General features: G+C 70.6%; 12 protein-coding genes and 1 tRNA gene. 7 read left to right on the top strand and 6 right to left on the bottom strand.

Annotated features, from left to right (window positions below):
• Positions 1-916 precede the first annotated feature (916 nt).
• From ACFWV3_RS45500 to ACFWV3_RS45480, 5 genes are all read right to left on the bottom strand, one after another.
• Positions 917-4,087: a S41 family peptidase gene (locus tag ACFWV3_RS45500; RefSeq protein WP_382420597.1), complete on the bottom strand. Its 3,171-nt coding sequence runs from the start codon at positions 4,085-4,087 to the stop codon at positions 917-919.
• Between the two features lie 29 nt (positions 4,088-4,116).
• Positions 4,117-5,037, bottom strand: coding sequence for a MazG family protein (locus tag ACFWV3_RS45495; protein WP_382420595.1), 921 nt, complete (start codon positions 5,035-5,037; stop codon positions 4,117-4,119).
• A complete protein-coding gene (locus ACFWV3_RS45490; protein WP_382420593.1) occupies positions 5,034-6,002 on the bottom strand; it encodes a hypothetical protein in 969 nt (322 codons plus the stop codon). The genes ACFWV3_RS45495 and ACFWV3_RS45490 overlap by 4 nt, the downstream gene beginning before the upstream one ends.
• 14 nt (positions 6,003-6,016) lie before the next feature.
• On the bottom strand, positions 6,017-9,571 hold the full coding sequence (mfd, locus tag ACFWV3_RS45485; protein WP_382420591.1) for a transcription-repair coupling factor: 3,555 nt from the start codon (positions 9,569-9,571) through the stop codon (positions 6,017-6,019).
• A gap of 115 nt (positions 9,572-9,686) precedes the next feature.
• Positions 9,687-10,442, bottom strand: coding sequence for a maleylpyruvate isomerase family mycothiol-dependent enzyme (locus ACFWV3_RS45480; protein ID WP_382420589.1), 756 nt, complete (start codon positions 10,440-10,442; stop codon positions 9,687-9,689).
• Positions 10,443-10,467: 25 nt separating this feature from the next.
• Here ACFWV3_RS45480 and ACFWV3_RS45475 point away from each other — a divergent pair, with 25 nt between their 5' ends.
• Positions 10,468-11,001: a DUF4291 domain-containing protein gene (locus tag ACFWV3_RS45475; RefSeq protein WP_382420587.1), complete on the top strand. Its 534-nt coding sequence runs from the start codon at positions 10,468-10,470 to the stop codon at positions 10,999-11,001.
• A 7-nt stretch (positions 11,002-11,008) separates the two neighbouring features.
• Positions 11,009-12,118: a PQQ-dependent sugar dehydrogenase gene (locus tag ACFWV3_RS45470; protein WP_382420585.1), complete on the top strand. Its 1,110-nt coding sequence runs from the start codon at positions 11,009-11,011 to the stop codon at positions 12,116-12,118.
• Between the two features lie 93 nt (positions 12,119-12,211).
• On the opposite strand, the gene ACFWV3_RS45465 is transcribed toward ACFWV3_RS45470, so the two are convergent.
• Positions 12,212-12,811 (bottom strand): TetR/AcrR family transcriptional regulator, encoded by a 600-nt coding sequence (locus ACFWV3_RS45465; RefSeq protein WP_382420601.1) that lies wholly within the window; start codon positions 12,809-12,811, stop codon positions 12,212-12,214.
• 97 nt (positions 12,812-12,908) lie between these two features.
• Here ACFWV3_RS45465 and ACFWV3_RS45460 point away from each other — a divergent pair, with 97 nt between their 5' ends.
• From ACFWV3_RS45460 to ACFWV3_RS45440, 5 genes are all read left to right on the top strand, one after another.
• Entirely contained in the window at positions 12,909-14,051 is a 1,143-nt protein-coding gene (locus tag ACFWV3_RS45460; RefSeq protein WP_382420583.1) for an alpha/beta hydrolase family protein, read from the top strand.
• 88 nt (positions 14,052-14,139) lie between these two features.
• Positions 14,140-14,210: transfer RNA gene (locus ACFWV3_RS45455), tRNA-Gln, on the top strand.
• Positions 14,211-14,242: 32 nt separating this feature from the next.
• Entirely contained in the window at positions 14,243-15,931 is a 1,689-nt protein-coding gene (locus tag ACFWV3_RS45450) for a GGDEF domain-containing protein (RefSeq protein ID WP_382420581.1), read from the top strand.
• Between the two features lie 47 nt (positions 15,932-15,978).
• Positions 15,979-17,451 carry a bifunctional UDP-N-acetylglucosamine diphosphorylase/glucosamine-1-phosphate N-acetyltransferase GlmU gene (gene glmU, locus ACFWV3_RS45445; protein WP_382420579.1) on the top strand — a complete coding sequence of 491 codons (1,473 nt, stop codon included), beginning with the start codon at positions 15,979-15,981 and terminating at the stop codon, positions 17,449-17,451.
• Between the two features lie 14 nt (positions 17,452-17,465).
• The gene (locus ACFWV3_RS45440; RefSeq protein ID WP_382420599.1) at positions 17,466-18,437 is read left to right on the top strand and encodes a ribose-phosphate diphosphokinase; all 972 of its coding nucleotides are present in this window, start codon (positions 17,466-17,468) and stop codon (positions 18,435-18,437) included.
• Positions 18,438-18,576 lie beyond the last annotated feature (139 nt).

The raw sequence follows: 18,576 nt of genomic DNA, 5'->3' as shown, positions 1-18,576 counted from the left end.
GTTGACACCCCTCCTCGGGTGTGGCTGCATCGAGCACTGCTCGTGACGGGACCACCCCACGGAATCCGCACAACACAACGCAACAGCAAGCCGCCCAACACAAACAGGCGTGCCATCTACCCACGTGCGGCGCTGGCCGGTCTTTGATCAGTTGGCGGGGTCCGGGGCAGCGCCCCGCTCTTGAAACAGGAACCCTCAGCCTCAACAGGACCAGGCTCCTCAGACCGAGGAGCAGACGCAACCGGCGGCACAACAGAAGGCCCAGACGAAACCGCCCCCGACCCTTCAACCGGCACCCCAACCGGCACCCCAACCGGAGCCTCAACCGAAGACACAGGAACCGGAACGGTAGTGGTGACCACCGGCAAAACACTGTCCGAAGTAGACGGACCAGCCTCAGGCTCACCCGAAGGCCCACCCGAAGGATCCCCCGAAGGCCCACCCTCACTACGCCCAACAGCGGAAGGCTTCACCACAACCCCAGAAGTCCCCCGAACAGTCTCGGTAACAGTGACAGCAGCCCCCCGACCAGCAGAAGCAGCAGGGACAGGGACAGAAGACACCCTCCCACCCCCGGAAACCACCACAGTCTCGGTAACCGTCGCAACCGACCCGGAAACCTCCCCGGCCTCCCCGAACCACGACACGGTAGGCCGAGTGACCGGCGGCCCAGCGGAACGAGGTGAGTCCGGCACCCCGCCCGTGAACGCGATCAGCGCGAACATCCCGCCCAACGCGAGAAACGGCACGACGACAACGGCACCGAAACACCCACGCCCACTACGAGGCTCATCCCGATGACTCACGACGCCCACACACCCCCGAACCACGACGAACTGTTCCACCTAGTTGATCGTCCACATGGAACAGTCCGTCACAGTTCAGAACTAACACAATGGGGTGGTCACGACAGGGTTCACGACAGCGGCGGCAACTCCGGAGCGTGAGCAGCGGGAGACGAAGCCAAGTTCTCCAACGCCAGCGAGACGGCCTTCTCCAGCTGCGGGTCCCGCAACGCGACCCGGTCCGCAGGGGTCATGACCACCTCGACGTCGGGATCGACGCCGTAGTTCTCGACGGCCCACCCGTGACCCTTGAACCACGACGCGTACCTCGGCTGGGTGACCATCGTGCCGTCCACCAACGTGTAGAGCATGTCGATCCCGATCACGCCGCCCCACGTCCGCACGCCGACCACGGGCCCGATGCCGAGCTCCTTGATCGCCACGTTGACGATGTCGCCGTCGGACCCGGCGTACTCGTCCGCGACGGCGACCACGGGGCCGCGGGGCGCGTCCTGCGGGTAGGACTCGGAGGCGGTGTAGCCGCGGGCGACCGACCAGCCGATGACCTTCCTGGCGAGCTTCTCGATCACCAGCTGCGAGGTGTGGCCGCCGCCGTTCTCGCGCACGTCCAGGACCAGCGCCTCGCGGGCCAGCTCCACGCGCAGGTCGCGGTGCAGCTGGGCCCACCCGGCGCCCATCATGTCCGGCACGTGCAGGTAGCCGACCCTGCCGCCGGACGCCTCGTGCGTGAACGCGCGCCGGTTCGCCACCCAGTCGTGGTAGCGCAGCGGTTCCTCGTCGGCCAGCGGCACCACGACCACGCGGCGCAGCTCTCCGCCGCCGGCGGGGCGCACGGTCAGCTCGACGGGCTTGCCCGCGGTCCCGACCAGCAACGCGGACGGGCCGGCCAGCTCGACGGGGCGCCCGTCCACGGCCACGAGCGCGTCTCCCGCCCTGACCGCGACGCCGGGCGCGCACAGCGGCGAGCGCGCGTGCGGGTCGGACGTCTCGCCGGGGATCACGCGCTCGACGACCCAGTCACCGTCGACGCGCTTCAGGTCGGCGCCGAGCAGGCCCTGCCGGCGCGCGGCCGGGACGTGCGGCGCCGAGCCCCACACGTAGGCGTGCGAGGTCCCGAGCTCGCCCTGCACCTCCCACAGCAGGTCGACGAGGTCGTCGTGGCTGCCCACCTCGGCCACCAGCGGCCGGTAGCGGTCCAGCTCGCCCTGCCAGTCGACGCCGCCCATGTCGGTGCGCCAGAAGTGGTCGCGCATGAGCCGCCCGTTCTCGGCGTACATCTGCGCCCACTCCGCGGCCGGGTCGACCACGACCCGCACGCGGGCCAGGTCGATCTCCACGTGGTCGGCGGAGTCCTCGTCGGCCTTGCTGTCGGTCGGGACGACCCGCAGGTCGCCGCGGTCCTCGACGACCATCCGCTTGCCGTCGCCGGAGATCGCGAACGCGTCCGCGCTGTCGGCCAGGCACTCGGTCTTCTGCTTGGTGAAGTCGAACCGCTCCAGCGCCGTGCGCGGCGGGCGGGCCTCCGGCGACGCCAGGTTGTCGCCCAGCACCCCGAGCAACGGCCGGCGCAGCCACAGCAGTCCGCCGCGCGCCGCCTTCAGGGCGATGTAGTCGGCCGCGGCCACCGGCACCGGGACCACGCGGTCGGCGAGGCCCTCGATGTCGACCTTGGTGACCGGCGTCTTCTCGTCGTCGTCCTCGGAGTCCTTGTCCTCGTCGCCGGCCGGCCGCCCGCCGTGCGTCGGCGCGAACGGCGACGGTGTGGTCGCGGCCAGCGGCACGAGGTGCGGGCGGCAGCCCGTCGGGAACGACAGGTCGAACACGTGCGCGTCGTAGACCGGGTCGAACGTCCTGATCGACAGGAACGCCAGGTACTTGCCGTCCTCGGTGAACGTCGGCGCGAAGTCGGCGAACCGCAGCGGCGTCACGTCCACAACGGACAGGTCCGTCGCGTTCGCCATCTTGATGTGCCGCAACGAGGCCGGGCCGGGGTGCGACCACGCGACCCACGACGAGTCCGGTGAGAAGGCGAGGTTCGTGATGTGCGCGTTGGCCCCGCGGACCACCTCGCGCACCTCACCGGAACCGATGTCCACCAACAGCAACCGGCCGTCGTGCGTGGCCACGGCGGCGCGCGACCCGTCAGGTGCGGCGGCGAGCGACATGACCCGGCCCAGCGCGCCGGACGCGACCCGGCGGGCGGTGTTGCCCGGCTCGACCCCGCCGACGGGCGCGATCTCCAGTGCCTCCTCGCCCTCGACGTCGGTCACCCACACCACGTGACCGGTCTCGCCGAGCACCCTCGGCAGCCGGGCGCGCACGTCGGAGCGGTCGGCCAGCGCGCGGACCGGGCCGTCGCGGTGGGTCACCCAGTGCACGGACCCGCGGACCTCGACGGCGGAGGCGCGACCGGTGTGGTCGACGCTGAACGACTCGATGTTGCCGGAGGCCTTGACGTGGTGCGGCTGCCGGCCGGTGCGCGGGCCGCCGAGCCGGATGTCGAGCTTGCGCAGGTCGGACAGGCCTTCGAGCAGCCACAGCTCCCCGGCCTGGTGGAAGATCACCCGCGAGCCGTCGCTGGAGGCGTTGCGCGCGTAGAACTCCCCCGACGAGTGGCGGCGCAGGTCGGTGCCGTCCGGCAGCACGGAGTACACGCTGCCGACGCCCTCGTGGTCGGACAGGAACGCGATCCGGCCGTCGACCCACATCGGGTTCGACAGGGTGGACTTCAGGTCGCCGAGGATCCGGGTGAAGTCGCCGGAACCCTCGGTGTCGACCCACAGCTTCCCGGCCGTTCCACCGCGGTACCGCTTCCACATCGCGGGTTCCTGCATGTAGCTGGAGGACGTGACGACCTGGCCGTCCGGTCCGAAGGAGACGTCGTTGACCCACCCGAACGGCAGCACCTCGGCCGGTCCGCCGTCCAGCGGAACGGCGTGCGCCTGCTTGCGCTGCCTGGACATCTGGCCCGTGGACGACACGGCGAGCACCCGCCCGTCCGGTGTCCAGCCCGACACCCCCGTCCGGACGGTCGCCCAGTACGTCAACCGGCGGGCCGGGCCACCGTCCACAGGCGCCACCCTGACCTCGGGGGCGCCGTCGACCGTGCTGGCCCACGCCAGGTGCGTGCCGTCGGGGGAGATGCGCGGCGAGCGGGCCGGTACCTGGTCCGCGGACGCGCGCCAGGCCCTTCCTCCGTCGACGGGGGCGAGCCACACGTCGTCCTCGGCCACGAACGTCACCAAGTCACCGCGAAGGTGCGGATACCGCAGGTAAGTCACGTGATCGACGTTAGCCCACGGTCACCCGTTCAGGAGGGCCAAAAACGCCGCCAGTCTTCAGCTGCAAGAGAATCAAGACCTTCGGCCCGTGCTTTCGCCTCCGCCTCGCGGACGTTCGCCGCGAACCGGCGGCAGACCTGCCGCAGCTCGGTCTCGGGGTCCTCCCCCGCGAGCTTGGCCAGAGCGGTCACGGCGAACAACGTCGTGCCCGTGTCGTCGCCCTCGGGCAGCAGGTCGACCGGGAAGCCCGCACGTGCCGTGCGCTGCACCAGCTTCGCCGCCAGCGCGACGGCGGGCTGACCGAGCGCCACACCGTCCACACTGGACTCACGCCGCTTCTCGACCTGCTTGAGCTCCTCCCACCGGTGCTCCTGCGAGGTCGCGTCGTGCACCGCCGGGTCGTGGCCCTCGAAGACGTGCGGATGCCGGCCCACGAGCTTCGCGACCAGCTCCGACGCCACGGCGTCGATGTCGAACGGGTCGCCGGGGTCCTCCGCCGCGACCCGTGCGTGGAACAGCACCTGCAGGAGCACGTCGCCGAGCTCCTCGCGCATCGCCGCGCGGTCGCCGTCCTCGATCGCCTCGAGCAGCTCGAACGTCTCCTCGACGAGGTACTGCCGCAACGACTCGTGGTCCTGCTCGGCGTCCCACGGGCAGCCGCCGGGCGACCGCAGCCGGTGCATCACCGCGGCGGCGTCGAGCAGCGCGGCCCCCATCGGCTCCGGCGTCGTGATCAAGTCGGCGTCCGGGTAGGCCTCGGACGACGTCGCGATCACCACGGCGCCGTCCTCGACGACCGCGGGCGCAGGCCCGTCGACCCCGAGGGCGGACCAGAACTCCAGTGGCACGCCCTCGCCCGCGTAGACGGCCTCGGCCGTGCGCAACGCAGGCAGGGCGGCGGCGGGCAGCACGGCGCCGAGCCGCTCGCTCAGGACGACGACGGTGATCAAGACTTGTTCTTGGTGGCCGTCACGCCGACGAACCCGGCCCGCTCATCGGGCTTGGCGACGAGGGTGGGGGCGGCCGGAACGTCGGGAGAGCTCGGACCGGTCGGGTCCCACACGCCGTAGCGCGGGTTGATCTCGATGCCCAGGTCGGCCGCGTGGAACTGGGCGATCCTCATGCCGAAACCGGCGATCACCTTCGGGTCCACGCTGTCGGCGAGGTCTTCCTCACCCGGCACCGGCGGGAGCGTGGTGCGCTCCTTGACCAGCGCGACCATCCAGCTGGACTGCTGCTGGCCGAAGGGGAACGCGACGACCGTGCCCGGCTTCACGCCCCAGAGCATGGTCTCCACGAGCGAGGCGTTCTCGGAGACGCGGATCTTCTGGTTCGTCGCCGAGGCCTGCTGACCGCTCGACGTGCGCGGGGCCTCCTGCACGAACTTGGCGAACTTCGCCGGGTCCGCGGTGGCCTCCTCGGCCTTCTCCCTGGCTTCCTTCGGGTCCTTGACCTGGAAGTAGTCGACCGTGACCTCGAGCGTGGCGAGGTAGCGGCGGCCCAGCTCCCCCAGGACGAGCGCGTCGCGCTGGAAGCGGTGGATCGTGGTGGGGTCCTGCACGCTCTGCTGGGAGGCCGCGTCCTCCCCACCGCGCTGCTTCACCGCGTCGTACACCCTGGTCTCGTCGATCGTGATGTTCTCGCGTTGCGCGGCGTGCTCGACGATCTTGTGCGCGATCTCGTCCGCCAGCACCCACCGCGAGATCTGGTCGAGCTTGCCCTGGTTCTGCATCTGCTGGGCGACGGGCTCCTTCTTGAGCACCGTGGTGGTGCGATCCTGGACGGTCTTCAGTTGGATCGCCTGACCGTCGACGATCGCGGCCGACCCGGCCTTCGCGGGACCCGTGCCGCATCCGGTGGCGAGCAACGCCACGGCAACACCGACCAGCGAGAAACGCTTCAGAACAGTGCTCACGAGGACCTACCCTCTCACGCCGTGGTGACCGGGGTCACGGGAGTCCCCGCGAGTGAGTCGAGGAACGCACCGCACCAGTCCAGGAGCTGCTGGTCGCGCAGCTGCGGCGCGCCCATCCGGCCGCCCGCGGCGCCCTCCGTCGGCCTGGGCACCGTCACCGTTCCCATCGCCTGCTTGTAGACGGCCTTCGGGAACAGGCGACGCAGCCTGACCAGCTGCGAGTCGAGCAGGTCGAGCTTCGCGAAGCGCACGTTCTGGCCCATCGCGATGACCTCGGTGACGCCGTGACGGCGGCAGGTGTGCCGCAGACGGGCGACGCCGAGCAGGCGTTCGACGGGCTCCGGCGGCGTGCCGTAGCGGTCCTTGAGCTCGTCCCAGACGGCCTGCAGCGACGCCTCGTCGGCCGCGGCCGCGATCTTGCGGTAGGCCTCCAGGCGGAGCCGTTCGCCGGGCACGTACTCGTGCGGGATGTGCGCGTCGACCGGGAGGTCCACCCTGACCTCGGCGAGCTCTTCCTCCTCGACGCCGCCGTCGGCGCCGGCGTGCTTGCGGAACGCCTCGACGGCCTCGCCGACCAGCCGCACGTAGAGGTCGAAGCCGACGCCCGCGATGTGCCCCGACTGCTCGGCGCCGAGGATGTTGCCGGCGCCGCGGATCTCCAGGTCCTTCATCGCGACGGCCATGCCGGCGCCGAGCTCGGTGTTCTGCGCGATCGTCGCGAGCCGGTCGTGCGCGGTCTCGGTCAGCGGCGTCTCGGACGGGTACAGGAAGTACGCGTACCCGCGTTCGCGGCCACGGCCGACGCGGCCGCGCAGCTGGTGCAGCTGGGCGAGGCCGAGCAGGTCGCCGCGTTCGACGATCAGCGTGTTGGCGTTGGAGATGTCGAGACCGGTCTCGACGATCGTGGTGCAGACGAGGACGTCGAACTCGCGCTCCCAGAAGCCCTGGATGATCTTCTCCAGGCGGTCCTCGTTCATCTGGCCGTGCGCGGTGACGACGCGGGCCTCCGGCACGAGCTCGCGGATGCGGCGCGCGGCCTTCTCGATCGACGAGACCCTGTTGTGCACGAAGAAGACCTGGCCGTCGCGCAGCAGCTCGCGGCGGATCGCGGCACCGACCTGCTTGTCGTCGTACGCGCCGACGTAGGTGAGGATCGGGTGCCGTTCCTCCGGCGGGGTCAGGATCGTGGACATCTCGCGGATGCCGGCCAGCGACATCTCCAGCGTGCGAGGGATCGGCGTCGCGGACATCGTGAGCACGTCGACGTGCGTGCGCAGCGCCTTGATGTGCTCCTTGTGCTCCACGCCGAACCGCTGCTCCTCGTCGACGATCACGAGGCCGAGGTCCTTGTACCGCACGGTCTTCTGCAACAGCCGGTGCGTGCCGATCACGATGTCGACCTCGCCGTCGGCCAGACCGGCGATGGTCCGCTCCGACTCGCTCGCGTCGGTGAAGCGGCTGAGCCCCTTGACGTTCACCGGGAACTGGCGCATGCGCTCGGAGAACGTGTTGAGGTGCTGCTGGGCCAGCAGCGTCGTCGGCACCAGCACGGCGACCTGCTTGCCGTCCTGCACGGCCTTGAACGCCGCCCGGACCGCGATCTCCGTCTTGCCGTAGCCGACGTCACCGCAGATGACGCGGTCCATCGGCACACCGCGTTCCATGTCGGCCTTGACCTCGTCGATCGCGGCCATCTGGTCCTGCGTCTCGGTGAACGCGAACGCGTCCTCCAGCTCGCGCTGCCACGGGGTGTCGCTCGCGAACGCGTGGCCGGGCGCGCTCTGCCGGGCCGCGTAGAGCTGCACGAGCTCGGCCGCGATCTGCTTGACCGCCTTGCGCGCCTTGGACTTCGTGTTCTTCCAGTCGCTGCCGCCGAGCTTGTTCAACGTCGGCAGCTCGCCGCCGACGTACCGGCTGACCTCGTCGAGCTGGTCGGTCGGCACGAACAACCGGTCGCCGGGCTGGCCGCGCTTGGACGACGCGTACTCCAGCACGAGGTACTCGCGGGTGGCGCCGGCGACCGTCCGCTGCACCATCTCGACGTACTTGCCGATGCCGTGCTGCTCGTGCACCACGAAGTCGCCCGCCTTGAGCGCCAACGGGTCCACGGCGTTGCGCCGCTTCGACGGCATCTTGCGCATGTCCCTGGTGGACGTGCCGCCGCGGCCGCCGGTCAGGTCGGTCTCGGTGAGCACCACCAGCGCGAGGTCCGGCAGCGAGAACCCGTCCTCGAGGCAGCCGCGCACGACCGTGACGGTGCTCGGCTTCGGCGCCGCGTCGAGGGAGTCGAGGCAGACCGCGGAGACCTCGGCCTCCCGCAGGCGTTCGTAGGCGCGCTGCGCGGTGCCGGCGCCGGGCACGACGAGGACGGCGGCGCCACCGGTCGCGGTGTGCGCCTTGAGGTCCGCGAACGCCCGCTCGACGTCGCCGGAGTAGGCCTCGACCGGCTTGACGTCGAGGTGCACGACGTCCGGCGCGTCGGTGGTGAGCTGGCTGAGCGTCCACCACGGACGGTCGTTCGCCTGCGCGTGGTCCGCGATCTCGCCGATGCCCTGGTAGGCGCTGCGGCCGAGGTCGATCGGCGCCTTGCCGCCACCGGCGGCGGCCATCCAGGACGCCTCGAGGAACTCCTGGCCCGTGCGCACCAGGTCGGCGGCGCGGGCGCGGACCTTCTCGGGGTCGTTGAGCAGCACGTGCGTGCCGGCGGGCACGACGTCGACGAGCAGCTGCAGCTCGCCGGGGCAGAGCGCGGGGATCAGCGCTTCCATGCCCTCGACCGCGATGCCGCCCGAGATCTTCTCCAGCATCTCCGCGAGGTGCGCGTCGGACTGGTGCTCCTCGGCGAGGTCCGCGGCGCGCTGCTTCACGTCGTCGGTCAGCAGCAGCTCGCGGCACGGCGGCGCGACGAACTCCGCGACCTCCTCCGGCAGCGACCGCTGGTCCTGCACGGAGAACGGCCGGATCTCGCTGACCTCGTCGCCCCAGAACTCGACGCGGTAGGGGTGCTCCGCCGTCGGCGGGAAGATGTCGAGGATGCCGCCGCGCGTCGCGTACTCGCCGCGCTTCTCGACCATGTCGACGCGGGTGTAGGCGTTCTCGGCCAGGCGCGTGACGAGCTCGACGAAGTCCTGCTCCTCCCCCACCTTCAGGTGCACGGGCTTGAGGTCGCCCAGGCCCGGCGCCATCGGCTGGATGAGGCTGCGGACCGTGGTGACGAGAACCTTGATCGGCGCGCCCTCGGGGTGCTTGAGCCTGCGCAGCACCTGCAACCGCGCACCCACGGTGTCGGCGCGCGGCGACAGGCGTTCGTGCGGCAGCGTCTCCCAGCTGGGGAAGAACGCCACCGCGGCCGGGCCGATCAGGTCCCTGAGGACGTTCGTCAGCTCCTCGGCCTCGCGACCGGTCGCCGTGACGGCGAGGACCGGCCGGACCGTGGACAGCGCCGCGGTGACGAGCGGGCGGGCGGCCAGCGGGCCGTCCAGCTCCAGCGCGGGGACACCGGCGGAGTCGATCAACGTGCGGAGGGCTTTGTCGGGCAGGACACCATCGAGCAGGCCGAGCAGCGGCATGTGAGAAACCCCGGTCAAAGTGCGAGACGCCGGACAGACCCCTGCCTGGGACGAGGGGTCTCACTCCCCACCTTAACCCTTCGCGCGAACCCTCATCGGGTGGTTGCGGCGCGCCTCAGCCCGGGATCCACTCCACCAGCCGGTCGAGCACGCGGGCGTCGCCGCGGATCTCCAGCACGTCGAGACCGACCCGGTCGTACATGGTCAGGACGAGGTCGCCGGCACTGGCCGTGGCAACCATGTCCGCCTCGCCGGGCGCGGTCAGGCGCTCCGCACGCGCCCCCTCCGAGGAGAAGTGCAGAGCCCAGAACAAGCCCTCGGTGACGTGGTACTCGAGGACGGCGGGCTCGTACGGCCAGGGCTCCGTCGTCGCGTTGCAGGTGAAGAGGAACTCATCGACGCCGTCGACGGCCACTTCTTCCGGCAACGGCTGCGGGGCGCCGACGGTGAGCTGGGCGTCGTAGGTGTGCACGGCGATCTCCTGGACCTGGTGCCTGGCCACCGCGCCGCAGGTCGCCGGCGACTGGCTCTTGGTCCAGCCGACCCAGCACCCGCGGTCGGGGCCCGCCTCGGCGAGCGCGTCCAGCAGCGCCCGCGTCGAGTCGGCCAGCCAGGCGACCACCGCGTCGCGGTCCTCCGGCATGGGCACGACGTCCGGCGTGGCCCTGGCGTCGGCGGGACCCGCCGCGACGGTGGCGGCCCAGACCTGGCGCCTCTCACCGATGTGCCAGGCCAGGTCGGCGAGCGTCCACTCCGGGCAGGTCGGGACCTGCACGTCGAGGCTGGGAGCGGCGGCGATCGCGGCGCGGAAGGCGGCAGAGCGTTCGTCGATCAGGCGGAGCAGGTCGGAAAACCCCAGGGCGTTGTGCACGCGCGATGTCTAACATCCCGTCGCTGTGGAGCCAAAGGAAATACGGGCCGACTACGACGATCGGTCCATCGTGGTCTACCAGGCCTATTCGCCGTCGATCGCGGACGCGGCCGTGGCGGCGCAACGGTTCGTGCCGCCGTTCAAGATGGAGCGGATGACGTGGATCAAGCCGTCGTTCCTCTGGATGATGTACCGCTGCGGTTACGCGCTGAAGGAGCACCAGGAACGCGTGCTGGCCGTCCGCATCACCCGCGAGGGCTTCGACTGGGCCGTCGCCAACGCCGTGCCGAGCCGCATCCCCGGCAAGCCGGCCGTCCGCGTGCAGTGGGACCCCGAACGCGGCCTGCACCACGAGGCGTTGCCGCACCGGTCGATCCAGATCGGTCTGACGCGTGAGGCCGTCGAGAAGTACGTCAACGAGTGGACCGTGAGCATCACCGACGTGACGCCGCTCGCGCGGGCCGTCCACGAGAAGGTGCGCGCACACGACCTGGATGGCGCCCGTGCGTTGCTGCCCGTCGAACGGCCTTACGGAACCACCACGGCACAAAACGCATAGTCGGGACATGCGCGCACTCGTTGCTGCAGTCTCGGTCTTGGTCCTCACGGCCTGCTCCACGCCCGCACCGGGTGGCAACGCGCCGTCGAAGGCCCCCGCACCCCAGGGCCTCGAGGTCGAGGAGGTGGCCGGCGGGTTCCAGCACGCCTGGGACCTCGGCTTCCTACCGGACGGCTCGATGCTCGTCACCGAACGCCCCGGCACCCTGAAGCTGGTCAAGGGCGGTCAGGTCACCCCGGTCGACATCGACCTGGCCGACCTCCAGGCCCGCGGCGAGGGCGGCCTGATGGGTCTCGTGGTCCACCCGGACGACCAGCGCTTCACGGTCTGCTTCAACACCACGAGGGACGTGCGGCTGGTGACCTACCGGCTCGACGGCACCCGCGCCACCAAGGTCAAGGACCTGCTCACCGGCATGCCGTCGAACACGAGCGGCCGCCACTCCGGCTGCCGCCCCACCCTCGCGCCGGACGGGTCGATGTACATCTCCACCGGCGACATCGCGCAGGCCCGCAACCCGCAGGACCGCACCAGCCTCGGCGGCAAGGTGCTGCGGATCGACCCGGAGACGGGCGAGGGCGCCGCGGGCAACCCGTTCATCACCTCGGCCAACGCCAACGAGCGCCGCGTCTTCACCTACGGCCACCGCAACGTGCAGGGCGTCGTGTTCCGGCCGGGCTCCGACCAGGCCTTCTCGAGCGAGCACGGCCCGTCCGTCGACGACGAGGTCAACCTCCTCAAGGCCGGCGCCAACTACGGCTGGGACCCGTCGAAGGGCGGCACTCAGGGCGGCTACGACGAGGGCGTGCCGATGACGGACCTGCAGCGGTTCCCGGACGCGGTGCCGGCGGTGTGGTCGTCGGGCTCGCCGACCGAGGCGATCTGCCAGGCGGCGTTCTGGAACGGCAAGCTCGCGATCACCGCGCTCAAGGGCTCGAAGCTGCTGCTGTTCACGCTCGACCAGGCCGGCAAGGTGCAGAACGTGGCCATCCCGGACGAGCTGAACGACAAGTACGGACGGCTGCGCGCGGCCCGGACCGCGCCGGACGGGTCGCTGTACATCACCACGTCCAACGGCTCCGACGACAAGCTGCTGAGGCTCACCGGCGACGTGTAAGGCGTCGTGCCGCCCGACCCCTCGACGGACGGCGCGACGGCGTCACTCACCGAACACATCGTTTGAGGGGGTGCCGATCGTTATCACCGCACGTCAGGAACGGCTGCGCAGCTTCGGCCGGTGGTCCATCGCCGACAGCCCGTTCCACGCCAGGTTGACGAGGTGCGCCGCCACCTCGTCCTTCTTCGGCTTGCGCGCCTCCAGCCACCACTGGCCGGTCAGCGCCACCATCCCGACCAGCGCCTGCGAGTAGAGCGCGGCGAGCTTGCGGTCGTAGCCCTGCTTCGCGAAGTGCAGGCCGAGGATGTGCTCGACCTGGGACGCGATGTCGTTCAGCAGCGACGAGAACGTGCCGGAGGACGAGGCGACGGGCGAGTCCCGCACCAGGATGCGGAACCCGTCCGTCGAGCCCTCGATGTAGTCGAGCAGCGCGCAGGCGGCCCGTTCCAGCAGCTCACGCGGGTGCGACCCGCCGTCGAGCGCCTCCACGATCTGGTCCATCAGGCGTTGCATCTCGCGGTCGACGACGACGGCGTAGATGCCTTCCTTGCCGCCGAAGTGCTCGTAGACGACGGGCTTCGACACGCTCGCGCGGTGGGCGATCTCCTCGATCGAGGTCGCCTCGAAACCCTTCTCGGCGAACAGGGCGCGGGAGACGTCCAGGAGCTGCTCCCGGCGCTCCTTGCCCGTCATCCTGACCCTGGCCATCGAGCCAGCCTACAAACTCCCGGTCCCGGCCCACCGCGCGGCGCCGGGTGGAATCGAGACCTCGACCGGGCATCATCTGCGCATGGCCAGACGCAAGATCATCCGGATCACCACGGTCTCGCTGCTCGTCCTGCTCGTGCTGGTCACGGCGGCTCTCGGCGGCATCGGGTGGTACTACAGCAACGAGCTGCTCAAGCCGGCGGAGGCGCAGCCGCAGCGCTACCCGGAGACGTCGCTCGGTGTGAAGGACAAGAACGTCGTCCTGGCCGAGTCGAAGCTGACCACGTTGCGCGGCACGTTCGGCATCGTCTGGCCCGGCGGCGCCGCCAAGGTCGGTGACGTCGCCGCGAACGCGAACGGTCGCGTCGAACGGCAGCTGCTCGACGGCACCGCGCCGCCGGAGGGCACCAAGGTCCGCATCGAGACCGACCTGTACGACGGCAACCCGAAGACGACGCTGGGGCTGGTCTACAGCGACGTCGCGGTCCCGACCGAGCTCGGCGACATGCCCGCGTGGCTCGTGCCCGCGGCGAACCAGGACACCTGGGTGATCACCGTGCACGGCCGGGGCGCGTCGCGCGAGGAGGCCCTGCGGGTGGTCCCGCAGCTCAACAAGGCCGGGCTGCCCGTCCTGCTGATCACCTACCGCAACGACGCCGGCTCACCGAAGTCGCCGGACGGGCTCTACCACCTCGGCGACACCGAGTGGCACGACGTCGAGGCCGCGATCAAGTACGCGCAGCAGCAGGGTGCGAAGAAGGTCGTCCTCTACGGCTGGTCGATGGGCGGCGCGATCGTCGGCCAGACGCTGGCCCGGTCGAGCGTCGCGGCGGCCGTCAGCGGGGTCGTGCTCGACTCCCCCGTCACCAACTGGACGCAGACGCTGAACCTGCAGGCGCAGAACCGCGGCGTGCCGACCTGGCTCACGCCCGTCGCCGAGGTCGTGTCCGGCTGGCGCGCCGACCTCGACTTCGACCGGTTCGACCTCATCGCCCACCCGCCCGCGACCAAGCCCCCGACGCTGGTCGTCCACGGCGACGCGGACGGCACCGTGCCCGTCCAGTCGTCGCGCGACCTGGCCGCCGCGGCGGACCGGCTGGGGTGGCCGCTGCGGTACGTCGAGATCCCCGGCGCCGACCACACGTCGGGCTGGAATGTGGCGACGGACACGTACCGGGACGCCCTCGCCGACTTCCTGACCAGGTCGATCGGCGTGAAAACGTGATCATGATTTGAGCCGGATGAGTGGTGGTTGGACAACTCCGGGAGGTCTCGTGACACCATGTGCGCAGGACGGGTGCACGCGCACCCTTTCCGCCATGGTGTAAAGGCAGCACCTCTGATTTTGGTTCAGATGGTCCAGGTTCGAATCCTGGTGGCGGAGCAGGGCCTTGAAAGCGCAGGGTGAGGGCGTCTTTGGGAGGTGCGAAGCTGCCCGAGGAAACGGTCGACGAGCAGGGCAACGTGGGCCACCGCCACCACGAGATGTCCGACGCGTGGCTGGTGGGCCGCGCGAGCGAGCTTGTCGCCGTCGCCCAGAGCAGCCACCTCGCCGCGCAGCTCGACGCGGCCTCCGAGATCGACCGCATCCTCGCCGAGGCGCAGGGGCGCGGTGAGCCCCGCATCGTCGCGCAGCTGCTCAGAGCCGCGGCCGTGGTCCGCCTGGTCACGCCGGGTCTCGTCGACATGTCCGACCCGCAGCTCGACGAGATGCTCGCCCACTGCCGCCGCCACGGCCTGATCGTGCTGGAGGCGGACGCGCGGGCGTTGCGCGGCCGCCGGTTCCTGCTGGGCAACGCCGAGGACAAGGCGCTGACCGAGATCGCGTCGGCGCTCGCGATGATGCTCGACGAGGAACCCGAGGTCGACCCGGTCTTCGACAAGCGGACGTGGGACCAGCTGCTGGCCACGACGCTGCAGGACATCGCGCTCGTGCTGACCCAGCTGGGCGTCTACGAGATGGCCGACGACGTGCTGGCGGGCGCGAACAACGCCCTGCGCGAGAGCGGCCAGCCGCACCAGATCTACGTGCACCTGGTGAACAGGGCCCGGCTGCGGATCGGCTGGGGCCTGCGCCTCGAACGGGTGAACATCGACGACGCCGCGCACGAGCAGTTCCGCGTCGCGTCCGGGCTCGCCGAGGCCGCAGAGGTGCCGTTCCGCCAGTCGCTGCACCCCGGCCGCCGCGACCTCGACGCCGCCGAGCAGGTGCCGATCCTCGGCGCCGCGCACGCGTTGACGAGCCCCAGCGAGACCCACCTCGACCGGCTCTGGTCGTTGCGCGGCCTGTCGATGTACGCGCGGGAGCTGATCATCGTCGCGATCGCGCTGGCCCGGTGCCTGGTCGAGGCGAACCGGCTGGACGACGCGCTCAAGGTCCTCGACGACACGCGCACGCAGATGGAGCACGACACGTCGGAGCCGTCGCTGGTGCTGTCGCTGGAGCGCGAGTACGCGCACCTGTCCGGCCCGCACACGAGGTCGGCGCTGCAGGCCTACAACGCCCGGCTGGAGCAGGAGCTCTGGCAGATGCGGGAGTCCCGCGTGGCCACGTTGCAGACGCGGCGCGAGCACGAGCGGCTGACGCGGGCGCACGGTGCGATCGCTCAGCAGGCGTTGCAGGACCCCTTGACCGGACTGCCGAACCGCCGGGCGCTCGACGACAAGATGGCCGAGCTCATCGCCGGGCAGGTCGACCCGTTCTCGATCGCCCTCGTCGACCTGGACGGCTTCAAGGGCGTGAACGACCGGCATTCGCACGCCGAGGGTGATGATGTTCTTCGGGTGATTGCCAGCACACTCCGGCAGGCCCTGCGGGGTGACGACATGGTGGCCCGCTACGGCGGCGACGAGTTCGTCGTGCTGCTGCCGGGCGCACCCCTGAACGCCGCGGAAGCCGCACTGGGCAGGGCCGTGGATGCCGTGGCAGGCCTGCCAATCGACCTGTCCAGAGGGGTGACGCTGTCGGTCGGCGTCATCTCCCTGCGCCCCCGCGAATCCGCCAACCAGGCCCTGTCCCGGGCCGACTCGGCGATGTACGTGGCGAAGCGCCAGGGTGGCTGCCAGGTTGCGGCTGTGGCGGGGGAGGCCTCCCCGGAGGCTTAGGCTGGTCCGCGGACTTCGAACCACCCAGCCTGTTAGGGAGAGCATTGATGCTCGAAGGCCCTGTCAGCACGGTCGTGCTCGCCGCCGGGGAAGGCACCCGCATGCGGTCGTCCACGCCCAAGGTGCTGCATCGGATCGCCGGACGCTCACTCGTCGAACACGCGGTGCGCGCGGCGGCCGGCACAGACCCCGACCACCTGGCCGTGGTCGTCGGCCACGGCCGTGAAGCCGTCACCGAGCATCTCGACACCCTCGCCGCGACGCTGGGCCGCAAGGTCACCGTCGCGGTGCAGGCCGAGCAGAAGGGCACCGGGCACGCGGTCTCGTGCGGCCTGGCCGAGCTGCCGCACGACCTGGGCGGCACGGTGATCGTGAGCTATGGCGACGTGCCGCTGCTCGACACCCAGACCTTCCAGGCGCTGCTCGCGGAGCACTCCTCCGCCGGCAACGCCGTCACCGTCCTGACCGCCGTGGTGGAGAACCCCACCGGGTACGGCCGGATCGTCCGCGACGCCGACGGCACCGTGCAGCGGATCGTGGAGCAGAAGGACGCCTCCGCCACCGAGCAGCTGATCACCGAGATCAACTCCGGCGTGTACGCGTTCGACGCGGCGGTGCTGCGCGACGGCCTGTCGCGGTTGTCCACCGACAACGCGCAGGGCGAGCTCTACCTGACCGACGTCCTGGGCATCGCCCGCGGCGACGGCCTGCGGGTCGGCGGCCTGATCGCGTCCGACCCCTGGCTGGTCGAGGGCATCAACGACCGCGTGCAGCTCGCCGCCGTCGGCGCGGAGATGAACCGCCGCATCGTCGAGGGCCTGATGCGCGCCGGCGTGACCGTCGTCGACCCGGCCTCGGTGTGGGTGGACGCGGGCGTGACGGTCGGGCAGGACGCGCTGATCGAGCCGAACGTGCAGCTCCGCGCGGGCACGGTGATCGGCGCCCGTGCCGTGGTCGGCCCGGACACGACCCTGTCCGGCGTCACCGTCGGCGAGGGCGCGTCGGTCGTGCGGACCCACGGCAGCGACTCGGTGATCGGCGCCAACGCGAGCGTCGGCCCGTTCGCCTACCTGCGCCCCGGCACCTCTCTAGGGGTGAAGGGCAAGATCGGCACGTTCGTCGAGACCAAGAACTCGACGATCGGCGAGGGCTCGAAGGTCCCCCACCTGTCCTACATCGGCGACGCGACGATCGGCGACCACAGCAACATCGGCGCCGCCTCCGTGACCGTCAACTACGACGGGGTGAACAAGCACCGCACGATCGTCGGTTCCCACTGCCGCACCGGCTCGGACAACATGTTCGTGGCGCCGGTGACGGTGGGCGACGGCGCCTACACCGGTGCCGGCACCGTCCTGCGCCGCAACGTCCCACCGGGCGCACTCGCGGTGTCCGGCGGCCCACAGCGCAACCTCGAAGGCTGGGTCCTCAGCCGTCGCGAGGGCACCGCCGCCGCCCAGGCAGCGGCAGAGGCACTCGCGAAGCAGAATGCGGACGAGAAGACAGAGGAGGGTCGCTGACCGTGAACCCGCAGATGCCCGGCACACCGAAGAAGAACCTGATGCTCTTCGGCGGGCGTGCCTACCCGGAGCTGACGGAAGAGGTCTCGAAGCACCTCAACGTCACGGTGACCCCGCAGCAGGCCTACGACTTCGCCAACGGCGAGATCTTCGTCCGCTTCGAGGAGTCCGTACGAGGCTGCGACGCCTTCGTCATCCAGTCCCACACCAACCCCATCAACCAGTGGCTGATGGAACAGCTGATCATGGTCGACGCCCTCAAGCGCGCCAGCGCCAAGCGGATCACCGTGATCATGCCGTTCTACCCGTACAGCCGCCAGGACAAGAAGCACCGCGGCCGCGAACCGATCTCCGCCCGCCTGGTCGCCGACCTGTTCAAGACCGCGGGCGCCGACCGCCTGGTCTCGGTCGACCTCCACACGGCCCAGATCCAGGGCTTCTTCGACGGCCCGGTGGACCACCTGTGGGCCATGCCGCTGCTGGCGGACCACATCCGCGGCAAGTACGCGGGCCACGAGATCACCGTCGTCTCCCCCGACTCGGGCCGCACCAAGCTCGCCGAGAAGTGGGCCGACACCCTGGGCGGCGCCCCGATCGCCTTCATCCACAAGACCCGAGACCCCCTCCGCCCGAACGAGGTCGTCTCCAACAGGGTCGTCGGCAAGGTCGAGGGCCGCCTCTGCATCGTGATCGACGACATGGTCGACACCGGCGGCACCATCGCCGGCGCCGTGAAGCAGCTCCTGAACGAGGGCGCCTCCGACGTGGTCATCGCCGCGACGCACGGCATCCTCTCGGGCCCGGCCACCAAGCGCCTCCAGGAGTCAGGCGCCCGCGAGGTCGTGTTCACCGACACGCTGCCGATCCCGGCGGAGAAGCGCTTCCCGAACATGACCGTCCTGTCCATCGCACCGCTGCTGGCCAGGGTGATTCAGGAAGTGTTCGAGGACGGCTCGGTGACAAGCCTGTTCGACGGCAACGCCTGACCAGCGAAGCCGAAGGCGAGCAGTCGCCTGGCTTTGAGCGCAAGCTCTCGCGGTGGGGTCCCCGTCACGAGTCGCACCACAGCTCTCGCTGCAACGAGGTAGGGGTGTCAACCCGGCACGCTTTTCGCCGGGTTGACAC

The organism is Lentzea sp. NPDC059081, assembly GCF_042738015.1.
Taxonomy (GTDB): Bacteria; Actinomycetota; Actinomycetes; order Mycobacteriales; family Pseudonocardiaceae; genus Lentzea.
The sequence above is the reverse complement of the archived record's forward strand: the minus strand, read 5'-3'. Positions and strand labels throughout refer to the sequence as shown.